General features: G+C 66.1%; 16 protein-coding genes, 1 other RNA gene and 1 pseudogene. 9 read left to right on the top strand and 9 right to left on the bottom strand.

Translation table 11 applies throughout. The features are described 5' to 3' along the window. The first annotated feature begins 9 nt into the window (after positions 1–9). Positions 10–669 (top strand): CsiV family protein, encoded by a 660-nt coding sequence (locus THITH_RS07625; RefSeq protein WP_006747675.1) that lies wholly within the window; start codon positions 10–12, stop codon positions 667–669. Between the two features lie 114 nt (positions 670–783). Here the strand turns inward: THITH_RS07625 and THITH_RS07620 are convergent, their stop codons facing one another. The 6 genes and pseudogenes from THITH_RS07620 to THITH_RS19190 form a co-directional block, all read right to left on the bottom strand. After that, complete coding sequence (locus THITH_RS07620; RefSeq protein WP_006747676.1) at positions 784–1,752, bottom strand: S49 family peptidase; 969 nt, start codon at positions 1,750–1,752, stop codon at positions 784–786. A 100-nt stretch (positions 1,753–1,852) separates the two neighbouring features. Then, the gene (locus tag THITH_RS07615; protein ID WP_006747677.1) at positions 1,853–2,533 is read right to left on the bottom strand and encodes an HAD family hydrolase; all 681 of its coding nucleotides are present in this window, start codon (positions 2,531–2,533) and stop codon (positions 1,853–1,855) included. Then, a complete protein-coding gene (locus THITH_RS07610) occupies positions 2,530–3,489 on the bottom strand; it encodes an RluA family pseudouridine synthase (RefSeq protein WP_006747678.1) in 960 nt (319 codons plus the stop codon). The genes THITH_RS07615 and THITH_RS07610 overlap by 4 nt, the downstream gene beginning before the upstream one ends. Positions 3,490–3,568: 79 nt before the next feature. Then, positions 3,569–5,704 carry a putative bifunctional diguanylate cyclase/phosphodiesterase gene (locus THITH_RS07605; RefSeq protein ID WP_041483415.1) on the bottom strand — a complete coding sequence of 712 codons (2,136 nt, stop codon included), beginning with the start codon at positions 5,702–5,704 and terminating at the stop codon, positions 3,569–3,571. 20 nt (positions 5,705–5,724) lie between these two features. Beyond that, on the bottom strand, positions 5,725–7,806 hold the full coding sequence (locus tag THITH_RS07600) for an HDOD domain-containing protein (protein ID WP_006747680.1): 2,082 nt from the start codon (positions 7,804–7,806) through the stop codon (positions 5,725–5,727). A 155-nt stretch (positions 7,807–7,961) separates the two neighbouring features. Further along, positions 7,962–8,156: pseudogene (locus THITH_RS19190) on the bottom strand (hypothetical protein). A 455-nt stretch (positions 8,157–8,611) separates the two neighbouring features. On the opposite strand from THITH_RS19190, the gene THITH_RS07595 reads away from it, so the two are divergent. After that, positions 8,612–11,674, top strand: a complete 3,063-nt coding sequence (locus THITH_RS07595) for an Rne/Rng family ribonuclease (RefSeq protein ID WP_006747681.1) — start codon at positions 8,612–8,614, stop codon at positions 11,672–11,674. Positions 11,675–11,948: 274 nt separating this feature from the next. Here THITH_RS07595 and THITH_RS07590 read toward each other — a convergent pair whose 3' ends face one another. Then, positions 11,949–12,431 (bottom strand): low molecular weight protein-tyrosine-phosphatase, encoded by a 483-nt coding sequence (locus tag THITH_RS07590; protein WP_025367384.1) that lies wholly within the window; start codon positions 12,429–12,431, stop codon positions 11,949–11,951. Between the two features lie 72 nt (positions 12,432–12,503). After that, a complete protein-coding gene (purL, locus tag THITH_RS07585; RefSeq protein ID WP_006747683.1) occupies positions 12,504–16,391 on the bottom strand; it encodes a phosphoribosylformylglycinamidine synthase in 3,888 nt (1,295 codons plus the stop codon). Positions 16,392–16,494: 103 nt separating this feature from the next. On the opposite strand from purL, the gene ssrA reads away from it, so the two are divergent. From ssrA to THITH_RS07570, 5 genes are all read left to right on the top strand, one after another. Then, positions 16,495–16,854: a transfer-messenger RNA gene (gene ssrA / locus THITH_RS17840) on the top strand. 357 nt (positions 16,855–17,211) lie between these two features. Beyond that, positions 17,212–17,478 carry a DUF977 family protein gene (locus THITH_RS07580; protein ID WP_006747684.1) on the top strand — a complete coding sequence of 89 codons (267 nt, stop codon included), beginning with the start codon at positions 17,212–17,214 and terminating at the stop codon, positions 17,476–17,478. Between the two features lie 336 nt (positions 17,479–17,814). Beyond that, entirely contained in the window at positions 17,815–18,030 is a 216-nt protein-coding gene (locus THITH_RS19180) for a DNA helicase UvrD (RefSeq protein WP_084222706.1), read from the top strand. Positions 18,031–18,678: 648 nt separating this feature from the next. Next, positions 18,679–20,640: an O-linked N-acetylglucosamine transferase, SPINDLY family protein gene (locus THITH_RS17065; protein WP_025367383.1), complete on the top strand. Its 1,962-nt coding sequence runs from the start codon at positions 18,679–18,681 to the stop codon at positions 20,638–20,640. A gap of 2 nt (positions 20,641–20,642) precedes the next feature. After that, the gene (locus THITH_RS07570; RefSeq protein WP_041483414.1) at positions 20,643–21,761 is read left to right on the top strand and encodes a DegT/DnrJ/EryC1/StrS family aminotransferase; all 1,119 of its coding nucleotides are present in this window, start codon (positions 20,643–20,645) and stop codon (positions 21,759–21,761) included. 627 nt (positions 21,762–22,388) lie between these two features. Here the strand turns inward: THITH_RS07570 and THITH_RS07565 are convergent. Next, a complete protein-coding gene (locus tag THITH_RS07565) occupies positions 22,389–23,096 on the bottom strand; it encodes a winged helix-turn-helix transcriptional regulator (protein WP_006747689.1) in 708 nt (235 codons plus the stop codon). A gap of 162 nt (positions 23,097–23,258) precedes the next feature. Here THITH_RS07565 and THITH_RS07560 point away from each other — a divergent pair, with 162 nt between their 5' ends. Both THITH_RS07560 and THITH_RS07555 read left to right on the top strand, forming a co-directional pair. Continuing rightward, complete coding sequence (locus THITH_RS07560; protein ID WP_006747690.1) at positions 23,259–23,492, top strand: hypothetical protein; 234 nt, start codon at positions 23,259–23,261, stop codon at positions 23,490–23,492. Positions 23,493–23,578: 86 nt separating this feature from the next. Continuing rightward, positions 23,579–24,097 carry a cupin domain-containing protein gene (locus THITH_RS07555; protein WP_332254796.1) on the top strand — a complete coding sequence of 173 codons (519 nt, stop codon included), beginning with the start codon at positions 23,579–23,581 and terminating at the stop codon, positions 24,095–24,097. Positions 24,098–24,263: the final 166 nt, after the last annotated feature.

The following is a 24,263-nucleotide window of genomic DNA, read 5'->3' as shown; positions in this document are numbered from 1 at the left end:
GACCGCCCGATGCCCCTGCCCTCCCGACGCCGTTTCTGCCGCCAGTTGCTGGCACTGCCGCTAATGGCCACGCTGCCCGCCGCTGGCCACGCCCAAGTCGGCCGGCAATACCGGATCGAACTCGTGATCTTCGAACACCTGGGGCCTGAGAGCCGGGCGTTCATCGAAAGCGTCGCACGTCCGATACGGGCCGACCTGTCAGGCTTCGGCATCGGCGAAGGCGCGGTGCGCCCGTCCCGCACGGGCTTCGAGCTGCAGCACGTCGCCGACCGCATCGAACGGTCCGGCCAGGGCCGAGTGCTGGCCCGTCTCGCTTGGGACCAGCTGGGGCGCGACTTCCGTTCGACTCCGTGGGTCCGGATTCAGGAAGGGCGATACCTCGGAACCCGGGAACCGGAACCCGTTCGCGACGAGGCGCCCGCAGGACTGTGGGCCGTGACCCCGGACCACGAACGCTACGAACTCGAGGGGCGTCTGCGAGTCTGGGTCGGCCACTTTCTGCATCTGGAAACCGATCTGGTCTATCACGTGCCCCACGCCCCTGGAGATGATCCCGAAGCCTTCCCCGCAATACCCGTGCGCGGAAGCCAGCGCATGAATTCCGGCGACGACCTTTTCTACCTCGATCACCCAGTGGTCGGCATCATCGCCCGGGTTACCCGGCTCTAGCAGCCCGGCTGCCAGTCGGCAGGAAAGGCGGGCGCCTCAGCGGCGGCTGGCTCGAGCCGGCCCCGCCGTTGCAACGAAAGGCCGCGCGCCAGGCAGTAATCGGGCGCCGACCGGTCAGCGCCACTGCGGAACCGACTCCCAGCCCAGAATCCGGTCCGTGACCGCGATCCCCAGATCCTCGAGCAGCATCTGCAACGCCGTCTGTTTGGGCTTGAACACGACCAGTTCCTCGATACCGATCACGTCGCGAGCGACTGTCTGATCGCTGCCGAGCCCGTCGATCAGCCCCAGTTCGATCGAGTCAGCCCCGGTCCAGATCAGCCCGCTGAACACCTCGTCGTTGTTTGCCAGCCGCTCTCCCCGGCCCTTGCGAACCACGTCGATGAACTGCTCGTGGATCTGGCCGATCACGTCCTCGATGTGATCCACCTCGCCCTGCTGCAACGGTAGAAACGGATCCAGGAAGCCCTTGTTCTCGCCGGCCGTGAACAAGCGCCGCTCGACGCCCAGCCGCTCCATCAAACCCACCAGTCCGAAACTGTCGAGCCGCACGCCGATGGAACCGACGATGCTGCCCTTATCCGCATAGATCTCGTCGGCCGCCACCGCGATGTAATAGGCGCCGGACGCCCCGATGTCCTCGATCACCGCGTACACCGGGATCTCCTCATAAAGCTCGCGCAGGCGCAGAATTTCATCGTGGATCATCCCGGCTTGAACCGGACTGCCGCCACCACTGTTGATCCGCAGCATCACGGCCGCGGTCTCATCGTCCTCGAAAGCCCTGCGCAGCGTCCGGTTGATGTCCTCGGCGTTCACCCGCGCAGCTCTTGCGATCAGCCCCTCGATATCGATCACCGCCACGTGCCGCGTCGGCTCCGCGTGGCGATCCAGCCATTCCGACAGGCCCAGGTCGGCACCTCGAACCAGGAACAGCAGCGCGAACAGGTAGATGAACACGAGCAGCTTGAAGAAGATTCCCCAGCGCCGGGCCCGGCGCTGCTCGGTGATCTGCGCGAGCAGGACTTTCTCCAACGCCTGGCGCTCCCACTGCACGGAATCTTGTGCGTTCCACGTAGACATGCGTCTCCTTCTTCACGAATCGAAACGGATGGCGGATCCAGAGCTGCGGGCGACCGCCCTCGGCAAGAATACCGGACAGATCACGATACCCCGGCGAAGTTCAGCTGCTGCCCCGTGGCTCGAGCAGCGGCGGGAGCTCTCCCAGGGATCCGATCAATGCGAGCGGGGCATGACGCAGCAGGATCTCGGCGCAGTGGACGCCATGGGTGATACCGATACCGGCGACACCCAGCCGCTGAGCCATCTCGAGATCGTAGGAGCTGTCGCCGACCATCACCGCATCCCGGCCATCGACACCCAGGCGGTCGACCAGATAGCCGAGCATGCCAGGATCCGGCTTTGACGGGTGTTCGTCGGCCGTTGCAGTGGCATCGAAGAACCGGCCAAGGCTTGTCTGCTCCAGGGCTGCGTCCAACCCGCGGCGCGACTTGCCCGTAGCGACCGCGAGCAGGAAACCCCGCCCGGCCAACTGCTCCAGAACCTGTTCGGCCCCCGGATAGAGCGGGGTCGGGGTCGTGTCGAGCTCCAGGTAATGCAGGCGATAGGCGCGTGCAAGCGCATCCGTGAACGCGTCGTCGGAGCCCGGATAAAGCGCCTGGGTCGCCTGCCGCACTCCAAGGCCTATGATGTCGCGCAACTGGCTTTCGCTGCGCGGTTCCGCACCGATATCGTCGATGGCCTGCCGCAGGCTGTTCACGATCCGGGCCACCGAATCCATCAAGGTGCCGTCCCAGTCGAACACGACCAGTGCCAGCGCATCCGCATCGCTACGCGGAATCATCGGACACCACCGGCCAGGGCATCGAGCACCGACTGCAGGTCGCTGGGCAGGGGGCTGGAATACAGTTGGCTCTCGCCCCGCCAGTCCGGAAAGCGGATCGCCTGCGCGTGCAGAAACATGCGCCGCAGGCCGGCTGCGCGCGCGCTGCGATTCGCCTCGGCGTCGCCGTACTCGTGATCCCCGGCCACGGGGTGGCCCAGCGCGCTTGCATGCACCCGGATCTGGTGCGTTCTGCCGGTGCCGATGTTCACCTCCATCAGCGTGAAATCCCCGAAACGCTCCAGCGGGGTGAACAGACTCGTCGCAGTCCGGGCGGCGTCTCCGTCGTCCCGATCCGGGGTGCGCATTCGCCGCCGTCCCGAGTCGTCTCGCCCCCGAGCAATCGGCAAATCGCAATGCCGTGGGCCGCCCTGCCAGCGCCCCGCCAGCAGCGCGAGGTAGCGCTTTTCCACACCACCGCTCCGCAACGCCGAATGGAACGCGGTCAACGCCCGCCGGCTCCGGGTCAGGATCAGGCAGCCGCTGGTCTCGCGATCGAGGCGGTGTCCCAGTTCCAGCGCAACCCCGGGCCGCAGTTCGCGCATCGCCTCGATCAGCCCGAACGCGAGGCCGCTACCGCCGTGCACCGCCAGCCCGGCCGGCTTGTCCAGTACCAGGTAATCATCGTCCTCGAACAGGATCGACTTGCGCAGGATCTGCAGCACACCTTCCGGGATCGCAGCGGCATCCGGGCGTGCCGGCCCATGCAGCGCCGGTACACGCACCTGGTCGCCGCCGGCGACCCGTGTCTCGGCCTTGGCGCGACGGCCATTGATACGAATCGCACCCTTGCGCACCAAGCGATAGACGAGGCTTCGGGGAATGCCGCGGAGATGCCGGAGCAGGAAATTGTCGAGCCGCTGTCCCTCGGCCTGGGGAGGCACCGACAACACGCGTGGCCCTTGCTGATGTTCCATGCGCGCATTTTACCCATTGCGAGTGCCGCCCGTATAACGCCCGACGCAAGGGTGCGCATCTTGGCCCCGAGCCGCCGAATCATCCGCCGTGCGATGCGCTCGCCGCCAGCGCCTCCGGGGCGGCACCCCGCTGCCAGAGACGTTCCAAAGAATCCGGCTGCCCGTACAGAAAGCCTTGTACCACCCCGCAACCCAGCGCCCTCAGGTAATCCAGCTGCAGCATCGTCTCCACACCCTCGACGACGATGTTCATGCGCAGCCCCTGGGCCATCGCAACAATCGCGTTCACAATGCACGCGCCATCGTCGCAGGCCTTGACCTGCCGGGTAAAACTGCGGTCGATCTTGAGCGTATGGATTGGCAGCTTCTGCAGGTAACTCAGCGACGAATAGCCGGTACCAAAGTCGTCGATCGCGATGTTCACACCGATCTCGTTCAGGCGCTGGAGTTTCGCGATCACGTCCTGGCGGTCGCTGATCAGCAGGTTTTCGGTGATTTCCAGTTCCAGCAGTTGCGCAGGAAAACCCTCCTGCCGGAGAACCTCCAGAACTGTATCGACGAAGTCGTCGCGGGCAACCATGAGCGGAGAGATATTGACCGACAGCCGCAGGCCGCGGCCGCCCTCTTGCCGCGCCTTGGCCAATTCGCGTACCGACTTGCGCAGCGTGGAACGATCGAGTTCCGCGATCAGACGGCTGTCCTCGGCAATCCCGATGAACTCCGAGGGCTCGAGTCGGCCAAGCCGGGGATGGTTCCAGCGCACCAATGCCTCGACCCCTACCATCTCGCCAATCGCCGAGTCGATCTGAGCCTGGTAGACCACGTCGAACTCCTGATTCGCGAGGGCCCGGTGCATGTCCTGTTCGAGCCGCAGGCGCTGAGTGGTCCCGGCCATGTCCGCGGTAAAGACCTGGTAGCCGTCCCGGCCGGTATTCTTCACCCGGTACATGGCGATGTCGGCATTCTTGATCAGCGCGTCGAGGTGGGTGCCGGCATCGGGGAACAGGGCGACCCCGATGCTGGCCCTGATGAAGATCTCGTGTCCACTCAGGCTGAACGGACTCCGGATGCTTGCGAGGATCTTCTCCGCTACCTGGGCCACCGACTCCGGGTCCCGAACTTCGGGCAGCAGAAGGGTGAATTCATCACCGCCGAACCGGGAGAGGGTGTCTCCCTTGCGCACGCATTTCAGCAGGCGCTGGCTGACTGCCTGCAGCAACCGGTCGCCCATGGTGTGCCCGAGCGAATCGTTGATCACCTTGAACCGATCGAGATCGATGAACATCACCGCAAGTTGCCGGTCCTCGCGCGCCGCCTGCGTGATCGCGATGCTCAGGCGATCCTTGAACAACGCCCGGTTCGGCAGCCGCGTGAGCAGGTCGTGGTATGCCTGGAAACTGATGAAGGCCTCGGCCTCCAGCCGTTCGGTGATGTCGCGCGCGGTGCCGTAGATCCGATGGCGCATATCGTCCGCGGGCGGCACCTCACCGTCGTGAACCGGCCAGATCACCAGTTCGAAGTGGCGTCGCGACCGCCCCGGGAACTTCGGCTTCAACGCCACCTGGATCGATCTCACCTGGTCGTCCGGCTGTCGGGCCTGTTCCAGGAAATACCGGCCCCTTTCCCTTTGGTCGTCTTCCATGATATCCAGCAGGGGCACCTGCAACAGTTCCTCCGGCCGGTAACCGAGGAGTTTTCCGACCGTCGCATTCAAGAAACTGAAGCGACCCTGATCGTCGAGAATGTAGACGATGTCCGGCGAGTGGTTGACAAGCAGACGGTGCAGTCGCTCGGACCGGTTCAGGCGAGCCTGCATCGCCCGATGGCGATCCTCGAGGCGTTTCTTTCTGGCCGCATTATTCACCCTGGCCAGCAGTTCCTCGGGGAGGTACGGCTTTCTCAGGTAGTCGTAGGCCCCGGCGCGCAATGCCTGAGCGATTCCGTCGATCGACGCGTTGCCGCTGATCACCACTGTCATCGTATCGACGCCGCGTTCGTTCATCACCTGCAAGACCTCGTGCCCGTCCATGCCGGGCATTGCAAGGTCGAGCAGCAGCAAGTCGTAATGGGTCTGCTCGAGCATCGCGACCGCCGGAACCCCGCCCCGAGCCGTGTCGACCTCGTAACCGTGCAGCGCCAGCAGCCCGCTCAAGCTATCGAGGAGCCTGGGATCATCATCGGCCAGCAGTACCCGTACCTGCCCGGAAGCCGACATATCCTCATGCTCCGGTCGGTTCACGTTGCACCTCCTACACAGGGTTCGAGATCCAACCGCGGGAACAAGAGTTGAAAGCGCGTTCCGGACGCGTCGCTCGAACACACGATCGTGCCCCCCACCTCGTCGACCAGGTTCTTTACGATGCTGAGGCCGAGTCCGGCATGCCCCGGCCCCTTGCTCGAGCGCATCGGCGCAAACAACCGGGCCAGCACCTCGCGCGGGATGCCCGGCCCGTTGTCCGAAATCGACAGTTCGATATAGCTGCGACCGTTCACGCTCACCTGGTCCCGTGTGGCCACACGCACTTCTCCATCCTGCCCCAAGGCCTCGACGGCATTCTTCAGAAGGTTCCCCAGAATCTGCCGAAGTTGCTCCATCCGGCCGCGGATTCGTGGATCCCCCGGATCCAGATCCAGCACCAACCGGGTCCCCTGGCGTTCGAAGAAAGACTTCTCGAACAATGGCATCATCTGCCGGACCCCCTCGTTCAGCGCCAGTGATTGATTATCCGCGGGAGGCGGGGGCTCCCGCAGCCGACCGAGAATCTCGCCCACCCGTTCGATCTCCTGACGAATCAGTTGTAGATCGTTCTGTGCCTCATGTTCCGCATCCAGCCGCACGCGGAGCATCTCCAGGTAGTTGTTGATGACGCTGAGCGGATTGCTGGCCTCGTGGATCACTTCGCGCAAGTGACGTTCCCTTGCGTCGACTTCGCCTTCCGGCTCCGTTTCCCCGCGCAGGCCGGCGCGACGCGCCAGCACACTGCCAAGGTGCAGACCAAGAAGGCGGGCAAAGCCCTCACCCTGAACGAGATCCTGCAGATCTTCCCGACGCACACCCGCCACCAGAACCCCCAGCGCTTCGGCACCATAGACCAGGGGCAGACACCAGAAGGCGTCGCACCCGAGCAGCCCGAGAATCTGCCGGTCCACCACTGCCAGGTGCCCTTCCCCACCAGGGTTGGGATACCTTGGTTCGCGGGTCAGCAACGCGTCCACCACCAGACTCCGGCCCGGAACGACGGCGAGCAGGAACGCTGGTTCCCGTTCGCCTTCGATCCGAGCGCTCAGGGTCGTGCCGTCAGGATTGGCCAAGAAAAGGATGCTGTTCTCAGTCCCGAGCATCATGAACGCAACCCGCTGCACCGCCGCGCGCATCGTCTCGCCCGGATCCACCTGCGACAGTTCGAGCCGTGCCTGCGCGATGCGGGCCACTTGTTCCAGGCGGACCCCCAGCGCTTGCCGAGCGTCGCGGGCCGCTTCCTCGCCAGCCCCGCCCGCATCGCCGATCCCGAGAGAACGCGCGGTACGTTCCACGTCTTCGATGATGCGTCCGAACAACCCGCGGGTCAGATCTGGATCCATCCCGAACAATCCAGTGGCCGCAGCCAAACCAGCTTCGGACGGTTCGTCCTCGGCGGCGAACCTGCGGGTGAGATTCGCGATTTTTACCAGGTGATGGGCGTCCTGAACATCTTCAGTTGACGCGTTCTGGAAACGGATGGCGTCGGCCACGAACCGGCCGAGGCTCCATTCCGCGACGCGTTCGGCACCGAGCTCGCAATGGGTCAGCCCGAAGAACTCGCGTTCCCTATCGTGCAGCCTCCCTTCATCCATGTCATCCTCAAACAGAGCGACATAATGGCTGCGATGTACCCGCAGCAACTCGAGCTGTCCCACGCCAAGGAACAGCCCGGTCAGGTAGGCCTGGTCCGGCTCGGAGTACCGGGTCAGGGACGCGAGAGCCCGGGCCAGTTTCGCGGCAACCAACGAACGCCGCCAGAAACGCGTAAGGAATCGGTACGACTGTACGTCGTCGGGAGCGAAATGCTGGCGCAATGCTGACGCCACCATCACGTTGCGCAGGCTGTCCACGCCGAGGGTGGCGAGCGCCCGCTCGACGGATGGCGGCCCCAACGAGGCGCTTCCCGCACCGATTCGTGCTGCGGCCAGAATGCCGGCGGAAGCACCCGCGTCCGTCGAGATCGTCTCGCCCAGTGTTCCGGCATCGACTGGAACACCGTACGCCGCATCAAGAATCGCCGTAAGAACCTGCGGCGGACTCGAGAGTAGGCCGGTGGTGCCTGTTTCCGCAGCCATGACATTCCATTTGTTTTGCATCCCCCTGAAACGCCAGAGGCACGACATGCCGCCAGCAACCGCCGGCACCGACACAAGCCACATTGCCCCGCGGTTATTATAGACCTAAGCACGGATGCGACCAGTGCCTGTTGGCGGTCTGTGCCCAACTCGGGCTAACTTCCATGGCCTATGTGGCCACCCCCGATGATGAAAGAGGCGTAGGGCGGAAAAGGCCGAAGGCCGTCATCCGCCAGCTGGCGCCCGGATTGCCGCGGGCGCCTGGGCACTGCGAACGCCGTACGGCGGATGACGCTGCGCTATTCCGCCCTACGGGTCGCCCGGGACACGAGACAGGCCGTGACTTTCACGATAAGGATCTCTCAACGCGTTGCAGGCATGACGACCCGATCCGACGCCCGTTCACCGTTGCCCAGGCGACACCTCACCACCCTGCCAGCACACCCGGTGGGAAACGCCATTGAAGGCGCTTTCGCTTGCCAGTCAGCGGGTTTTGCCCTAAATTGGCGTTCGGCCCGTTGCGCATGAACTGCGCAACCGCCCCTGAATCACCCTCCGGCAAGGCCTCTGGCCGGCCGGCCCGCGTTACAAGCGAACGTGATACCGAACCTGATAACTCAGTCCCGCCTTCCCCTGGCACGTGCCTGCGCACACCTGCTGACGCTGGTACTCGTCCACGCCTGGCTGCATGCCCTCCTGCCCGCAACGGGGCGGACGCGGCAGATCGCGCCAGCACCCGACGGCCAGCGCGCACCGCTCCTGCGGTCGCTCGCGGGAGGTGGCGACACCCAAACGAGCCTAATGAATGAAACGGATTCTCATCAACGCTACGCAGCCGGAAGAGCTGCGTGTGGCGATGGTCGACGGCCAGCGCCTCTACGACCTTGATATCGAACTGCCCTCGCGCGAACGCAAGAAGGCCAATATCTACAAAGCCCGGATCACCCGGGTCGAACCGAGTCTCGAAGCCGCGTTCGTCAACTTCGGCGCCGAACGCCACGGCTTTCTGCCGTTCAAGGAAATCGCACGCTCGGCGGTCGGTGCCCCCGAGGATTCGGACAAACCGATCCGCGAGCATCTGAAAGAAGGGCTGGAGCTGCTGGTTCAGGTCGAAAAGGAGGAACGCGGCACGAAGGGTGCCGCGCTGACGACCTACGTCAGCCTTGCCGGCCGCTACCTGGTGCTGATGCCGAACAATCCCCGCGCGGGCGGCGTTTCGCGGCGCATCGAGGGAGAAGACCGCGCCGAGTTGCGCGAGGCGTTGGCCGAACTCAACATCCCCGAGGGTATGGGCGTGATCGCCCGCACCGCCGGCGTCGGCCGGACTGCCGAGGAGCTGCAGTGGGACCTCGATTACATGACGGCCCTGTGGTCGGCCATTCTGCAGGCTTCGACCGAGGCCGATGCACCGGCCCTGATCCATCAGGAAAGCAACGTGATCATCCGGGCGCTGCGCGACCACATGCGCAACGACGTCGGCGAAGTCATCATCGATGACGACTTGGTCTACCGCCAGGCGCTCGAGTTCGTCGAGCGGGTGATGCCCAACAGTCTGCGCAAGATCAAGCTGTATTCGGACCCGGTGCCGCTGTTCAACCGGTACCAGGTCGAGAGTCAGATCGAGAGCGCATTCGAGCGCATGGTCGCACTGCCCTCCGGCGGCGCGCTGGTAATCGACCACACCGAGGCGCTGATCTCGATCGACGTAAACTCGGCGCGTGCCACGAAGGGCGGTGACATCGAAGAGACTGCGCTGAACACGAATCTGGAGGCGGCCGAAGAAACGGCCCGGCAGCTGCGGATCCGTGATCTCGGCGGGCTGATCGTGATCGATTTCATCGACATGGGTTCGAACAAGCACCAGCGCGAGGTCGAAACCCGGCTGCGCAAGGCGCTGGAGATGGATCGGGCCCGCGTTCAGGTGGGGCGCATCAGCCGCTTCGGACTGCTCGAGATGTCGCGGCAACGGCTGCGTTCCTCTCTTGGTGAATCCAGCCACATCACCTGCCCGCGCTGCCAAGGCCATGGCCAGATCCGCAGCGTCGAATCGCTGGCGCTGTCGATCCTGCGCCTGATCGAGGAAGAGGCGATGAAGGATCGCACCAGCCTCGTGCTTGCGAAGGTACCGGTGGATGTCGGCACCTTCCTCCTGAACGAGAAGCGTGAATCCCTCGCCGACATCGAGGATCGCCACGACGTCGACGTGAGCATTCTCCCGGCTCCACAACTGCTGACCCCCCATTTCGAGGTGCGCAGGGTTCGGGATGACGGACGCGACGAGGATCTCGCCGACAAGAGCACGTTCGAGATGCTCGACGATGATACCGGCGACGAAACCCTGCTGGAACACGACCGCCGCGCCCGGCCCGAGCGCCCTCTGGTTCAGGGGGTCGCGCTGCCTAAACCCGTGCCATCCAGCGCACCTGCCGCCGCCGCGCGCGAAGGCCTGCGCTCGCCGCCGCCCCCGGTCGCCCAGCCCGGATTCTTCGCTCGTATCTGGAGTTCGCTGTTCCCCGGCCACCGGAACGGGGGCGAACCGGAACCAGCCGGATCCGCGGAAACCACCGAGCGGAAGGACTCGGCGACGCGGCAAGGCGGGGGTCGCCGGCACGCCGATTCCACCGACGGCTCGGACAAGCCGCGCAGCCGGCGCTCCAGCCGCGGCCGCAAGGATCGCACGCCGGCCGCAGAAGAAACGCCGACGCTGGCCGGGAAGCCGTCCGGCCCCGGCACCACGGCGGCGGACACCCGCAGCGAGCGTAAGCAGGAACCCTCCAAGGCGGCGTCCGACGATGCCGGCGCCCGGCCTGCCGAATCCGCAACCGCCGACGACGAGCGTGGGGATGCCGCGCGCAGCACCCGCAGCCGCCGCTCACGCCGGGGCGGACGCCGCCGCAACAAGGGGCGCAGCAACGGCACCCCGGGCGAGAGCGAAAGCGCCGGGGACACCGCCGCAGAACCGCCAGCGTCCGGCGGACATGCGCAAGCATCGGAAAGCACAGAGGGATCGGGAACCGCGCCCGCCACGACCAGCGGCGCTGGCGAGCGCAGCTCGAAACCCGACGCGCCCATGGCTGAACCCGTAAGCCGGGACGCCACCGACACGGACGCGACGGCATCCGAACCGTCGCCGACGGCCGCCGAGATCCGCCAGCGTGAAGCGCGGGCCGCGCTCGCGCGCATGGCCGCCTCGATCCCACCGGAAACCGCTGACGCTCCCGCAGCCCCGCGCGGGCCGCACGCGGACGCTGCCGGGCCGGACGAGGCCGGGTCTTCTGCTCAGGCGCAAGCCGGTCCCTCCGATTCCGGCCGCGAATCGGCACCCGTGGCGGCTCCGCCGACACCCGCCGCTCAAGACCGGACCCTTCCCGTGGCTACGGCTACTGCCCCCGAGAGCGAGCGCAAGCGAGCGCCGGAACGCAGCAACGATGGCAGCGCTGCCGGCGCCGAGGCCAAGCCCAGCGAACCACCGACCGCCGCTTCCGAATCTGCGGCAGCCCAGCCGGAAACGCCGGCGGAGGCAACTCCCGCCGCAGCAGACCCGGCTCCTGCCGAGGCCACGACCAGCACCGAGGAAGCCCCGCCGGAGGCGGCCAAGCCCAAGCGCGCCCGCCGGCCCCGCAAGCCACGCGCCGCAAGCAAGGGCACCGACGCGGCAGCCGAAACCCCGCAACGTGACGGGTCCGGCACCGAGACGCCCGGGAGCGAGGCGAGTGTCGACACTGGCGAAAAGACGCCCGGACCGCGGAAGCGCCGGTCCCGCACAAAACCCGCGGAACCAGCCTCGGCCACCCCGGATGGGGACCACGCGGCCGATTCGCAGCCGGCGGAGGCGGTCGAACCCAAGCCGGCCGCGAACGACCGCTAAATCGGCCACGACGGCATCGGCCACGACGGCGCAACGGATCGCCAACCGCTCGCCGACCGCAGCGTCAACCCCCGGATGACCCTAGGTCGCCCCCAGAGGCTCGCCCCAAGCGCCCAGCAGCCTGTCAGACATGGGCTGCTGGGCAATGGATGCGAACGCCGGGTCGTGGGGATGCCGCCGCGTAGGTCCACCCAGGCCTCCAGCGGCCCGGACAGCGTGCTGGCGGAATACCGGCGCGCCCTGCGCTCTTTGGGTCCGCGGGGGCGCCCGCAGTTCAGAAGCGGTGCCGCTCCTGCAGGTGCGCCAACAGTCCGCTCGCCGCATCCTCCACCAGATCCATCACCTGGGTGAACCCCTCGGTGCCGCCGTAATACGGGTCCGGAACCTCGCGTTCCGCCCGCTGCGGGGCGAACTCCAGGAACCGGTGCACACGGGCTCGGGCACCGTCGGGCTGCAGCGCGAGCGCGTTCTGCAGGTTCTCTTCGTCCATCACCACGATGTAGTCGAAATGATGGAAGTCCTCGGGCGTCAGGCGCCGGGCGCGCAGTGCGCCGAGGTCGTAGCCGCGCTCGCCGGCGGCCGCCTGCGCCCGGCGGTCCGGGGGGGCACCGACGTGATACCCATGGGTCCCCGCCGAATCCACCTCCACCACCGTATCCAAGCCCGCCTCGCGCAGGCGCTCGGCAAACACCCCGTGAGCCATTGGGGAGCGACAAATATTGCCCATGCAAACCATCAATACGGATATTCTTTCCAAAGCCGTCTGCCTCTTCTGAACTCGCCTCGATTTTCGTTCGGCGCTCCCGCTGCCTGCCGCCGCGGGTCGGCCTCAGCCGACCCAGGCCCGCGCGTTGCGGAACATCCGCAACCACGGACCGTCCTCGCCCCAGTTCGCCGGGTGCCACGAATGCTGCACGGTGCGGAACACGCGTTCGGGGTGCGGCATCATGATCGTGACCCGGCCGTCCGTGGAGGTGAAACCGGTGACCCCCTCGGGTGATCCGTTGGGATTCGCCGGGTAGCGCTCGGCGGGCGACCCATCGGCCTCGACGTAGCGCAGCGCCACCTGCCGGGCTTCGGCCAGCCGCCGCAGATCGTCGGCCTGCGCGAAGCGGGTGCGACCCTCGCCGTGCGAAACCACGACCGGAAGCACCGATCCCGACATCCCCGCCAGCAATACCGACGGGTTTTCCGGAACCTCGACCAGCGACAGGCGTGCCTCGAACTGCTCGGAGCGGTTGCGCACGAAGCGAGGCCAGTGCGCCGCACCCGGGATCAGCGGCGCCAGATGCGACAGCATCTGGCAGCCGTTGCAGACGCCGAGAGCGAAGCTGTCGGGGCGTTCGAAAAACGCCTGGAAACCGGCGCGCAGCGCGTCATTGAACAGAATCGTCTTCGCCCAACCGCCGCCGGCGCCGAGCACGTCGCCGTAGGAAAACCCGCCACAGGCGGCAAGCCCCTGGAACTGCGCCAGGTCGTGCCGTCCGTGCAGCAAATCCGTCATGTGCACGTCGACCGGCGTAAAGCCGGCGCGGTGGAACGCCGCCGCCATCTCGAGCTGACCGTTGACCCCTTGTTCGCGCAGAATCGCGACGCGGGGCCGCACACCGGTCGCGATCAACGGAGCGGCGACGTCCTCGGCCGGGTCGAACGAGAGAGCGGCCCGCAGGCCCCCGTCGGCGTCGACCCGCGCCAGCTCCTCGGCCGCACAGTCCGGTGCATCGCGCAGCCGCTGCATCTGGAAGCTCGTATCCTGCCACTGGCGCTGCAGCGTCGTCCGGTCACTGTCCAGCAGCGTCGTGGTTCCCTGCCGTACACGCACGCGCCCTTGCGGATCCGCTTCGGCCACCGCGTGCAGACAACCGGCGAGGCCCACCGCATCGAACGCCTCGCGCACCGCAGACTCGGCGCCCGGGGCCAGTTGCACCACCGCGCCGAGTTCTTCATTGAACAGCCAGCCGATCGCCTCGACGCCCTCCGGCACCTGCACTTCGAGGCCGCAGCGCCCGGCAAACGCCATCTCCAGCAGCGTCACGATCAGGCCGCCGTCCGATCGGTCGTGATAGGCCGTGATCCGCCCCTCACGTTGCAGCCGCCGGATCGCGCCGACGAAACCCCGCAGCCGTTCCGGGCTGACCAAATCGGGCGGCAGGTCGCCGATCTCGTCCTGCACCTGCGCGAGCGCCGAGCCGCCGAGGCGCGCATGCCCCTCGCCCAGATCGATCAACCACAGTGGGCCACCCGACGCGGCGTCCGCCACTGGAGTCAGCGTGCGCCGCACATCCCGCACCGGCGCAAAGCCGGAGACGATCAGCGACACCGGCGCGATCATTTCGCGCGGCTGGCCGTGCTGCTCCCAGACGGTACGCATCGAAAGCGAGTCCTTGCCCACCGGAATGCTGATCCCCAGCCGCGGGCACAACTCCTCGCCCACCGCGCGCACGGTATCGAACAATGCCGCGTCCTCTCCGGCCACGCCGGCGGCCGCCATCCAGTTCGCGGACAACCGGATCTCCCCGGTGTCGCGGATGTCAGCGGCGGCCAGATTCGTGATCACCTCGCCCACCGCCATGCGCCCGGAAGCGGGAGCGGAAAGAATCGCGAGCGGCGTCCGCTCGCCCATCGCCATCGCCTCGCCGGACACGCCCTCGAAGTCGGTCAGCGTCACCGCGCAGTCCGCCACCGGTACCTGCCACGGGCCGACCATCTGGTCGCGAGCGGTCAGACCGCCGACCGAGCGGTCGCCGATCGTGATCAGGAAATGCTTCGCCGCCACCGCCGGCAGCCGCAGCACGCGCGCCAGCGCTCCAGACAGGTCGAGCGCACCGGGATCGAACGGCGCCCCCCGCCCGGGAACACGCCGGTCGCTGCGATGCATGCGCGGCGTCCGACCCAGCAGCACCGCCATCGGCAGGTCCACCGCCGGAACGCCCAACAGGCGGTCGTCCACACGCAGATGGGCCGCCTCCGTGGCCTCGCCCACCACCGCGAACGGCGCCCGCTCGCGTTCGGCGATTGCCCGGAACGCCGGCAGCCGCTCCGGCGCAATGGCGAGCACATACCGCTCCTGCGCCTCGTTGCACCAGATCTCGAGCGGCGACAGCCCGGGTTCCGCCGACGGCACCTCGCGCAGCTGGATATGCCCGCCACGGCCGGCGTCGTCCAGGATCTCGGGAATCGCGTTGGACAGCCCACCGGCGCCAACGTCGTGAATCGACAAGATCGGGTTCTCCGCTCCCATCGCGGTGCAGCGGTCGATCACCTCCTGGCAGCGGCGCTCCATCTCCGGATTGCCGCGCTGTACCGACGCAAAATCCAGCTGCTCCGCGCTGGCCCCACTCGCCACCGACGACGCGGCTCCACCGCCGAGCCCGATCAGCATCGCCGGTCCCCCCAACACCACGACCGGCGTCCCTGCCGGCAGCCCTTGCTTGTGAACGTGTTCGTGCCGCAAGGATCCCATGCCGCCCGCGATCATGATCGGCTTATGGTAGCCGAACAGCCGCCGCGCGCCGCCCTCTCCCGCCTCGGTCTCCAGCGTCCGGAAATAGCCGGCCAGCGCAGGACGCCCGAACTCGTTGTTGAACGCGGCCGCCCCGATCGGTCCCTCGATCATGATCCCAAGCGCCGATTCAATCCGCCCCGGGCGACCGTGGTCGACCTCCCAAGGCTGCTCGAAACCGGGAATCCGCAGGTTCGACACGCTGAACCCGGTCAGTCCGGCCTTCGGCCTGGATCCGCGGCCGGTCGCTCCCTCGTCGCGGATCTCGCCCCCGGACCCGGTGGCCGCCCCGGGAAAGGGCGAGATGGCGGTCGGATGGTTGTGCGTCTCGACCTTCATCAGGATCGGCAGATCGAGTTCCTGACGCCGGTACTCGCCGCTGGCATGATCGGGCATCAGCCGCACGCCGCGGTGGCCCTCGATCACCGACGCGTTGTCGCAGTAGGCCGACAGCACCCCGCCGGGATTCTCGTTATAGGTATGGCGGATCATCCCGAACAGCGTCTGTTCCTGATCTTCGCCGTCCAGTGTCCAGGCCGCATTGAAAATCTTGTGCCGGCAATGCTCCGAGTTCGCCTGAGCGAACATCATCAGCTCGGCATCGGTCGGCGCCCGTTCCATCTCGGCGTAGGCCCGCGCGAGATACGCGATCTCGTCGTCCGAGAGCGCCAGACCCAGCTCCAGGTTGGCGGCGCGCAGGGCCGCTTCCGGGTTCGGCGCCAGATCGATGCTGCGCAACGGGTGCGGCCGCCCCTCGTGAAACAACGCCGCAGCCGCCGCGGCATCGGCGACCACCGTTTCGGTCATCCGGTCGTGCAGGGGCGCGCCAAGCGCGTCGACCGTCAGATCCGGCGCCGCGGCGCCGCCGATGAACCAGTGGACGCCGCGCTCGATCCGGACAATCGCGTCTCCGAGGCCGGCGTGCAGCGCAATCTCGGTGGCCTTCGACGACCAGGGGCTGATCGTGCCCAGCCGCGGGAGCACGAACAGCGTGCGCACCGCGTCGAAGCCCGTACCCACCCAGGGTTCGCCCTCGTTCAGCAGCAGATCCTCGAGCTGGGCCGTTTCACCAGCCGACAGCTCTCTCCGGGCTTCGACGAAATACACGAACCGGGCCGCGAGCCGCCACGCCCCCGGCTGCAGCGCATGCATCTGCGCCTCGCGCTGCCGGATCCGGAACGGCGAGAACGCATTTCCACCTTCGAACACCCGCATCGGGCACTCCCCTGGGCCAGAATGAGGCGCCATTGTACCGAAGGCGAAACAATTTCCGGTGGCGGGGAACCTGAAATGGGGTAGACTGTCATACCGTTACCTAGGGGACGACATGGCTTCGACGTGGGTCACGAAACCTGAGGTGCATGCCGAGGCTGTAGCTGACCTCGTAAAAACGGCTGCAAACCAATAGTTGCCAACGACGACAACTACGCACTCGCCGCTTAAAACTCGGTAGGGTGCCGTCCGACTGGAGCCGCGCCTGCGCGTCCAGACCCGGGCGTCGATCTCGCAGGATCGTGGAGAAGCTTCCCGGGGCGGATCCACTAAAACTCAACCGGGATCGCTGGTGGTCTTCCCTGCCCGTCGGGTAGCCACCAGTTAAAGCAAAGACGCGGATAAGCATGTAGAGCCGAGGGCGGAGGTCTTGCGGACGCGGGTTCGATTCCCGCCGTCTCCACCAATATAGCAGTGGAAACAGGCACCTACGGGTGCCTTTTTCATTGGATTCTGACGTATCTGCGCGGATTTGCGCGGAGCCCTGCGGACTCGGAGAGCACCATCCCACCCCCGTTTCCGCGCCAGCGGGCGGCCAGTTGTTTTTGGTTGAGGTGAGCGACGTCCATCTTGGTCTCCTTCCGCATGAGTGGGCAGGAGTGCATGAAGGCGCTGTCTCGACCGCGAGCCAAGCGATCTGCTTGCAGAAACCTATTCTGCCGCATCTTGTGCGGCGAATAGGTCGGTCATTCCCCGCAAGATCCCAACTCTGGCAACCCAAGGCACGATCCGCACGGAAGCGCCGAACTGGCACCCGTGGCTGGTGTTTTTTCTCCGCTCCCTGGCCGAGCAGGTGCGGCGCCTGGAGAAAAAGGTCGAGCGCGAGAAGATCGTGCTGGCGGCCATGCCCGAACTGCAGCTACAGATCGTCGAGTTCGCTCGCGAGCACGGGCGCGTCACCATCGGCGAGGCCATCAAGCTGACCGGGGCCAACCGCAATACGCTCAAGCAGCACTTCCGGGCACTGGTCGAGCGCGGCACCCTCAACCAGCACGGAAAAGGCCGAGGGGTCTGGTACGACTTGCGCTGAGCGACTGCGGGACGAGGGTTCGATTCCGCCCCGGCCATTGCCCCTCCGGGAAGGCGTACAAATCTGAACAGCCATATTGGTGGCCGATCCACGGACAGAACCGCTTCACCGTCCGCTGACCCCGAGCCTGTGAACCCCCACTTTTCGCAACAGCCAGCGAGGCTTAGCGTGAAAGTCACGGCCTGTCTCGTGCCCCGGGCGACCCGTAGGGCGGAAAAGCGCAGCGTCATCCGCCGTGCGGCGTTCGGAGCGCCCCTGCGCGCCCGCGGCAACCCCGGCGTGGGAATGGCGGATGACGGCCTTCGGCCTTTTCCGCCCTACGCCTACGCCTCTTTCATGCTCAGGGGCGCTTATTTTAGCGTGAAAGTCACGGCCTGTCTCGTGTCCCGGGCGACCCGTAGGGCGGAAAAGCGCAGCGTCATCCGCCGTACGGCGTTCGCAGTGCCCAGGCGCCCGCGGCAATCCGGGCGCCAGCTGGCGGATGACGGCCTTCGGCCTCTGCCGCCCTACGCCTATGCCTCTTTCATCATCGGGGGTGGCCGCTGGCCATGACAGTTAGCGTGAAAGTCACGGCCTGTCTCGTGTCCCGGGCGACCCGTAGGGCGGAAGAGCGCAGCGTCATCCGCCGCTCGGCGTTCGCGCCTCCCCGGCGCCTGCGGCAACCCGGGCGCCGGATGGCGGATGACGGCCTTCGGCCTTTTCCGCCCTACGCGTCTTTCATTATCGGGGGGTGGCCGCTGGCCATGGAAGTTAGCTGCGTTGTACACCCCTCCAAATCCCGTTAAAGGCAGTGTCACCCCCGGCGCTACCAGTGGCAGACTTTCGGGCTGCTGGCGTCCAGTCGCCGTGTGCCGGGGTCGCGCCAAGGGTTGTCTGTGCGCCAGAATCGCACCCCAGGCACGATAGCCGCTATGCTCGCGTTCCCATTGGCAGGCTTTCGTGCAGAACAGTGGCGTGCGAGATTCGCATTGCCCTGGGTGGATCCGACGCGTCATAAGCGCGGAGCGCGTAACGGTACAGCACATTGCCAGGAGTTCAGGACCTCATCTGGCCCATCGGGCGACGCCCGCTGGCACGGTGCTCAATCAGCTGACAGGGGTGGCGAGGTGGCAAGAAAGACAGGAAGCAGGAATGAAGAAAAAGCCAGGTAGAAAGGCGGCTTTGCGGCAAGCAGCGGAAATCCAGGAAGCGCTCCAGACAATGGAGAGGCTCTTGCGGTCCGGTCGCCACGACACACTCGACGCGCTGGGAACACAGGTCACGCAGCGTTTTCCAGACAATGGGCCGATCCGGTACTTGCACGGCCTGGCCGCGTTGGCGAAACAGGATTGGCCAACGGCAGCGGAAAGGCTGGCTAGCGCCGCCAAGCGGATGCCTCGCGACGCGCAGGTCTGGGACCATCTCGGAATCGCGCAGTCCTTCGCCGTTCACACCACCGATGCACTGGAGAGCTTCCGCCGCAGCCTGAGCCTGGATCCGACACGGGTGCCGACGCTGGTCAATCTCGCGAAACTGCAGAACGCCCGCCATGACCATGCCGAAGCCGAGCGGCTGGCACGAGAAGCACTGCGCCTGCGGCCGGGATTCAGACCCGCGGCACTGGCCCTGGCCAAGGCCCTTGCAGGGCAGTCGCAGGCCGAGCCGGCACTGGGGATCCTCCGCGATCTCAACGGGCAATCCCCGGGTGATTTCGACGTGCTGGCGGAGCTGGGCGAGACCTACCGCACCCTGGGGCTCTTCGCAGAGAGCGTGGACGCCTGTGTACAGGCGCTCGCAATAGCGCCGGACCAGCACACACTGCGCTCCGGGTACCTGTTCAGCCTTTCCAACGACGAGCGCTGCCCGCCCGAACGACTGTTCGCGGAGCACCGTGAATACGGCGAGCGCGTGGAAAGGCCGCATCGGGAACACTGGGGTGGCTGGAAACAGAGCACCGATCCGGACCGACCGCTGACCGTGGGCATGGTCTCGGGCGATCTGCGCTCCCATGTGGTGAGTTACTTCCTGGAACCGCTGCTGGAAACCCTGGACCGTTCCCGCATCCGGCTCCACGCCTACTACACGTATCCCGTGCGGGATACGGTCAGCGACCGCCTGAAGCGTCACTTCAGCGTCTGGCGCGACGTGGCGCACTGGCGTGACGACCAGGTGGCGGCGGCCATCCGCGCGGACGAAGTAGATATCCTGATCGATCTATCGGGGCACACCGCGCACAATCGCCTCGAAGTCTTCGCGCGCAAGCCAGCTCCAGTGCAGGCGAGCATGCTCGGGTACCCGAACACGACGGGCCTGACGGCCATGGATTATCGGTTGATGGGCCAAATCGGCGCGCCACCGGGGCGGATGGACTCATGGTTCAGCGAACATTTGGCCACCGTGCCCGTGCTGACCCCGTTCCGCTACCAGCAGAGCGCACCCGATGTCGTGCCGCCGCCGCTGAGCACCCGGAGCTACCCTACGTTTGCCAGCTTCAATCGCGTGGGTAAGATCGGCGACGGGATCATCCGGGCCTGGGCGAAAATCCTCGAAGCCCTGCCGTCGGCCCGTCTGCTCATTGGCAACGTGCCGCTGGACGCAGTCCGGGAATCGGTCGCAAGGCGCCTCGACCAACTGGGCGTACCGCTCGAACGAGTGGAGTTCAGGCCTCGCACGGGCCTGCAGGAGTACCTGGCGATGCATGCCGAGGTTGACGTGCTGCTTGATGCCTACCCCTACAACGGGGGGACGACGAACCAGCACGCGCTCTGGATGGGGGTACCGGTGGTGTCCATGGCCGGTCCGATTCTTCCTTCGCGAACGGGCGCCAATGTGCTCGGGCTTGCGGGACTCGGGGACTGGGTGGTAGACACCGAGGCCGAGTACGTGGCGCGGGCCATAGCGGCGGTGTCGGACGTGGAGTCGCTGTCCCGCCTGCGCCAGGGGCTCCGGGCACAACTCGGCGCGAACCCGCTGCGACAGCCCGCAACGGCAGCGCGTTTCTTCGAGGCCGCTTTGCGCATGATGTGGCGAAGGTGGTGCGAGGGCCTTGCGCCGGCACGACTTGACGTGATGCCGGAGGCAATCGGGATTGAAATCCCACCAGAACTCGCATCGAGTATCGAGGCCGCCGCCTCCCGAGGCTGGGCACGATCGGACGCAATGGCATCGGGCACCGATCAATGACAATGGGACCGCTGTTCGTTACTCGGCCGTTGCTGCCCCCATTGGACGAATTCCTGCCCTATCTCGAGGAAATCTGGAACAACGGATGGGTCACTAACGCCGGGACGTTCCACCATCAGCTGGAGGCCGCGCTGGCCAAATACCTGGGGGTTCCGCAGGTGTCGCTCTTCGCGAATGGGACCCTGGCACTGATGACCGCGCTACGCGCCATGGGAGCGAGTGGCGAAGTCATCACCACCCCGTATTCCTTCGTGGCCACCGCGCACGCACTCAAGTGGAGCGGGATCGATCCGGTGTTCGTGGATATCGACCCCGATACGCTGACCCTAGACCCCGATCTGATCGAGGCGGCGATCACCCCACGCACATCAGCCATCCTTCCGGTACATGTCTACGGCTACCCCTGCCAGACGGAGCGCATCCGGGCATTGGCCGAGCGGCATGGATTCAAGGTGGTCTACGACGCCGCGCACGCCTTCGGTGTACGTGATTCCGGCGGCAGCCTTCTCCGGCATGGCGATCTGTCGATCCTGAGCTTTCATGCGACGAAACCATTCCACACCTTCGAGGGTGGCGCAGTCATCTCTCATGATCCCGACACCAAGCGCCGAATAGACCGCATGAAGAACTTCGGTTTCGTGAACGAGACCACTGTGACCGAGGTTGGCATCAACGCCAAGATGAACGAGTTGCAGGCGGCATTCGGCCTGCTGCATCTCCGTCACATCGACGCGGCGCTGGAGCGGCGTTCCGCCATCGACGCGTTCTACCGGATGCATCTCGCCGACCTGCCCGGCCTGCAGCCGTTGCCGCCGCCCCGCGTCGAAACCTTCAATTTCGGCTACTGTCCTGTACTGGTCACCGAGGATGCGCCGATCGATCGGGACACCCTTTTCGGGATCCTCCGTGCACAGGGGGTCATGGTGAGGCGTTACTTCTATCCGTTGATCACGGAGTTCCCGATGTACCGCGAACACCGGGGAGCATCGGCAGCTGCCCTCCCTGTCGCGCAACGCACTGCCCGCAACGTGCTGTGCCTGCCCATCTACCCACAGCTGAACGAAAACGATTGCGTGCGCGTCGTCGATTCCATCCGGACGGCTTTGACCGCGCGCACCTGACGCGGGCCTTATTTGCGAACCACCTGGTTCGAGCCGATACCATGAAGTACAGGTGTTCGCGCAGCATGCGACCGGCACGCCCGTCAGAACTCCCGTGGCTACCCGCGTCAAAGGTGCAGAACTCCGATGTTGGCCTGATCCATCGGGCCGGCAAGGAATCGTGATCATCAGGTCAGCGGACAACGCTGTTACGCGCCGGTAGTCCGCGCTACTGTCCTCGCCGCCGTCGAGATCATCGATCGCCTCGCCCTGCAGCACCGCTGAAGAGACCCGGCACTTCGCTTTATTCGAAAGGAACCGCGCGGGTTGTTCGGCCGACGGGAACAGGGCCTTCGGCCATCGCTTCTTGTGCGACTGGCCCTCCCCTCAGCACGCGCCTAGCCGTTTTTGCGGTGAGTTCCCCACGCGTCACGGGCACTGGCGCTGAACCCAGGACAAAATAACTGGCGGCATCCATCAGAGCCATAAAGTCGAAATCGCCGTCCCGTTCGGTAGGGATCCGTACATCGTTCAGCTGGAACGCGACCCAGGCTTCGTTCACCTGAAACTGACTTGGATGAACACACGCCAGGTGCCGTCGCGATCGAACATGACGCGCCATTTCCCGACCCGGAGACGGTCCCAGTGTCAAGGCGCGACGGACCCCATTCTCCGGCGCGCTGAGCGTTCCGCCTGCTCCGCGATCACCGACAATTTCAGCCAGCGCCCGAGGCTGCGCGACAGGTCATATCGGCCGCAGGCGCGGATCTCCTCGCGTTCGATCGCCGGGGCGAGTGGTCGTTGGCCGATCCAGACCGGGCCCATCACCCGCACGCTGGTGGCGATGTAGAGGTCCACCTCGAATCCGGGATCCGACTGGCACAGGTCGACGTCGTCGTCCTCGATCAATAGCCACCAGCGTCTCAGCTCCGGCGGCGCATCGCTGTAGTCGAACTGCACCACCGTGCGTCCCGGGGGCAGAACGGCGGTATCGATGCGCCTGCGCATGTCCCACATCAGCACACCCGCGTCCCAGTCCGGACCGTCGGCCGCGCTTTCCACCCAGCGCTGGCCCCACAGGCCCATCGCGATGATGATCGGCCCCAGCGCCGCGCCGGCCTCCGTGAGGCGGTAGGCACCGCTGCCGTCGCGGAGCACGATACGGTGGGCAACCAGCTCCCGCAGGCGGCTGGCCAGGAGTGCACGCGACATGAGCGGCACACCGCGATGGATCTCGTTGAAACCGGAGGACCCGCTGATCAGTTCGCGCAGGATCAGCGGCGTCCAGCGCGTGGTCAGGATCTCGCTGGCCTTCGCCACAGGACAGAACTGGCCGTACCCGGTTCGGTTCGTCATAGCGCCTCTCCGTTGCCGTGTCCGCACAAACTGCCCCCGGCGAGGAGCCGCTGTCCGGTTCAGTTCTTGAACTAGCAGGCCGGCAAACCGCTTTGGGATGCTGAACTTCCGGGGCATACCGCCGTGCCCGACACCGCCAACGAGTCATGAAGGAGATGAACCATGAACATAGCACCTCAATCCTTCGACGGCCGAATCCGTCCGCACAACGCGGGTTCCCCGGCCGTGTGGTCGGGCGGTGGGGCGGCCTATGACGAAGTGAGCCGCAGCAAGCTCGACCCCGAACGCCGCGAACGGTTCAAGACCGATTTCGTGGCATTCCACGAACGCTTCGCCGACGAACTCGGCATCTGCGTGCCACGCGACTACTCGGTCGTTCACGGTACGCGGCATTGATGCCGCCACGACAAAGCGGTTCCCCAACCGATCCACAGGAGGATGCCATGAAGAACCACAACTCCCGCTCGCTGGCGATAGGCGCGATGTCCGTCGCCGGCTCGATGATGCTCCTGCTTGCCGTCGCGACGACGGCACATGCAGGGCCCGATCCGATCACGGCCGAGCCGCTGACCCAGCGCCACACGTTCAGCGGCAACGTCTCGATGCAGATCACACAGGAGCTCGACGGTCTGCCCAAGCACGTCGTCAACCTCGACGATGCGTCCAACGTCGTCGTGGTCGAGTTCACGATCCAGCCCGGCGCCGTGTTTCCCTGGCACACCCACCCCGGCACGGTGCTGATCAATATCACCGAGGGCGACTTCGTGTTCATGTTCGCGGAAGACTGTGTCGGGCGCGAGTACGGGCCGGGTATGGCGCTGGTCGATCCCGGGCACAGCGTGCACACCGCCTACAACCCCAGCCGGGATGAGCCCACGGTGGTCATTGCCACGCTCCTCGGAGCACCTGACGAGGGTCCACTGACAATCCCGGTCGACGCGGACGAAGGCGCGGCGCTGGACGAGAAATGCGGCATCTCAACCGGGACGCATGCGCACTGAGGCGGCGGTGCCCAACCGCCACGGCCGCGACCGGGTTGCGGCCGTGGTCGGTGGCGGCGCGGACGGGGGCCGCACCAGATCGTGAACGTGCGGCTCGCCGGCAGCTTCAGCAACGGTTTGAGGTAGCGGTGCGAATGCCTCCACGCGGCGCCTGGCACGGTGACGA

Origin of the sequence: Thioalkalivibrio paradoxus ARh 1 (assembly GCF_000227685.2) — a bacterium.
Taxonomy (GTDB): domain Bacteria; phylum Pseudomonadota; class Gammaproteobacteria; order Ectothiorhodospirales; family Ectothiorhodospiraceae; genus Thioalkalivibrio; species Thioalkalivibrio paradoxus.
The sequence above is the reverse complement of the archived record's forward strand: the minus strand, read 5'-3'. Positions and strand labels throughout refer to the sequence as shown.